The sequence below is a fragment of the Croceifilum oryzae genome, from assembly GCF_030814315.1.
Classification (GTDB): domain Bacteria; phylum Bacillota; class Bacilli; order Thermoactinomycetales; family Thermoactinomycetaceae; genus Baia; species Baia oryzae.
Genome location: NZ_JAUSUV010000030.1, coordinates 1 through 2,652, shown reverse-complemented (window position 1 = coordinate 2,652; position 2,652 = coordinate 1). Strand labels below are relative to the sequence as shown.

Below are 2,652 nucleotides of genomic sequence, written 5' to 3'. Positions count from 1 at the left end.
CGGTGAATGCAACATGACGGAAGACTCATGTGTTTAATGATGTCTTCTATCTTTCTTCATTTCTGTATCTAATTTTCAAGGTGCATCATTTCGTTATTTTGTGCACCGCATCTCGCGGCGACATGTATTAATATAGCATGCAGATAAATAAGAGTCAACACTTATTCTACAATTTTTTTATAGAACAAAAACACACTATATACGTGTTTCACAATCACATTCAGATAAACCGAAATTATAACATGATCGGTCAAATTACTCGTAAGTAAAATGGAGTCACGATTCACTCGATACAAGATTATTTACCTATCATATACCCCATGATCCATCCTGACTCGCTTCACCTATATAGCTATCAAATACAACTTCATTGCCCAAAAAAGACTCGATCCTTGCCATCCCACTCTCCTGAATATAGAGAAAGCATTGTGTTATCTCCTTGCTTTCTTCTGAGCCTAAAACACTATGTAATGCTTCAGCTGAATGATAATATGTTTCGATGAGTACACTAACTTCTTCTGAATGAGTAGCTATTTGATCTGTTGGGATCAGGGTGGTGAATCGAATATGCTTTACTTCTTCTAAGCCTAGGATGCGAGGAATCACTTCATTAGCATAAAAAACTTCAAACTCATTCAAATCATGAATATGGGAGTAAACTGCTATCGTTTTGTACATAAGACCACCTACCATTATGAAAAATATTAAATGTAGAATGATTGCAAAAACAAACGTTACACTTCTACCACCGTAGCATTACTTGTTCGAGTGTAATACCTGGACCCACTGCCAACATCAATGAAAGATCTCCGTGATTAGGCGGCTCTTTTCTCATTAGTTCATCCAATATAAGTAAGACTAGAACGGATGCTGTATTTCCACTCTTTCGCAATATCTCCCATGAATGCTTCAGATCTTCATGATCTATATGAAGCCTTTTAGCAGCAATCTCTAAGATTCTCTTGCCTCCTGCATGAACAATATAGCTAGAAATTTGCTCCGACGTAATACCCTGACTCTCCATGAATCGCTTCGTATTTCCTTCTAGGTGCTTGTCCAATAGTAGAGGCAGTTTTTGGGAGACTCCCCCCGTAAATCCACCATCTTTTACTCCTATGTGAACAAGGTCCCTACTATTTGGGATGAGCACACTCTCGGAAGCTATAATAGAAGGTCCCACAAAATCATCCGCTAACTCGTCTCCAACTATTAATGCTGCAGCAGCACCATCTCCAAATAGACTTAAATATACTAAATGAGCAGGGGAGGCCTCATCAACTATAAAATTGATACTAAAAGACTCTATACAGCACAGTACAGCTTTGCCTCGGGGATGATTTGCTAGTAATTCGTTCACTCTAGCTAGTCCACCTGCACCGCCAGCGCAACCGAGTCCAAATAACAAGGTACATCTCACGTTCACTCTACATTGAATTTCTTGGCATAAAACGCTAAGTATCCCTTGATGAATAACTCCTGAACTTGTTACAAACACAATATGATCGATTTCTTCTGGATGCGTATTTACGTTTTCTAGGCATTCTAGGATCGATTCCTTACTCATTTTTATGAAATATTCTTCGAACTGGCGGTTTTTTTCATCAAAGCTCCGCTGTTGTAGTTCCCGTTCAAAGGGAACAGCCAAATAACGCTGCTCGATCCGACCATTATCATACGCTTGTAAGGCTTTTTCTCGATTTGGAATATGGTCTTGAAAACGATTATCAACAAACTCTTTAGCCGACCCTTGTTTCCACAAATAAGAAGGAAATGCTTTACCAATCGAAACAACTTTCCCCATAGTTCACCTCATATTTTATGTTTTCAACAAAGTTATTTTATCTTATGTTTTCAACAAAATTATTTTATGTAAAATATTATAACATTTATAAGTGTAAATACTATTATCTTTTTATTAAATAACCCTGAGAAAATGTATTTAATAAAGTACATTTACCTCAGGGTCGTTATCATAAAGTAGAAATTTAATCATTTCCCAAAGAAAGTCTCTATTCCTATGTAGCTCTCGAACTCCGCTAAATCATGTCCTAATATGAGTTGAATAACATCTTTTCCAGCTTCTGAGCTCATAAGTTGTTCGAGAGCCTCTGCGGACTCATAATAGGTTTCAAATAGTATTTTGACTGAATCGTCGTTGGGGTTACTTTGTCCTGTTGGAATAAGGGTCGAGACTCGAATATTGAGCACCCCTGGTAAGCTTAAGATAATAGGAAACACCTTTGTTTGATAGTATTCTTCAAACGCATTGGGATCCTTGATATTTTTATAGATTCCAACTGTCTTAAACATCTGGGCCACACCCCTGTTATTTGAATATAAGCATACTAACATCATAAAGGCTAAATTGAGTAGTTGTCCACAGTGCAATATGTTATTACCAATGTGTATCATTCTAAACTAATGTGATACATTTTTTATTACAAATGACTTTATCTAACAACGTGTATAGCCTTACAGACTGTTAATACGAAAAAAACTTCCTCTAATGTAGGAAGTTTTTTGGTATTCCCTGAAAACTAAAGAGTGAGTAAGAAGCCAAGACCTGAGAGTGTGTATATCGTTATGCTCATAAGAGCTCCATAGAAAGGAGGTGATCCATCCCCACCTTCCGGTAGGGATACCTTGTTACGA

The 2,652-nt window shown here is 37.3% G+C and carries 3 protein-coding genes; all 3 read right to left on the bottom strand.

All coding sequences use genetic code 11. The annotated features are described in order from the left end of the window. Positions 1-309: 309 nt before the first annotated feature. The 3 genes from J2Z48_RS15645 to J2Z48_RS15635 all read right to left on the bottom strand — a co-directional run bounded on the left by J2Z48_RS15645 (position 310) and on the right by J2Z48_RS15635 (position 2,310). Positions 310-678, bottom strand: a complete 369-nt coding sequence (locus tag J2Z48_RS15645; protein ID WP_307255013.1) for a hypothetical protein — start codon at positions 676-678, stop codon at positions 310-312. 64 nt (positions 679-742) lie between these two features. Next, positions 743-1,801, bottom strand: coding sequence for a type III polyketide synthase (locus tag J2Z48_RS15640; RefSeq protein ID WP_307255011.1), 1,059 nt, complete (start codon positions 1,799-1,801; stop codon positions 743-745). Between the two features lie 188 nt (positions 1,802-1,989). Continuing rightward, positions 1,990-2,310 carry an EthD family reductase gene (locus J2Z48_RS15635; RefSeq protein WP_307255009.1) on the bottom strand — a complete coding sequence of 107 codons (321 nt, stop codon included), beginning with the start codon at positions 2,308-2,310 and terminating at the stop codon, positions 1,990-1,992. Positions 2,311-2,652 lie beyond the last annotated feature (342 nt).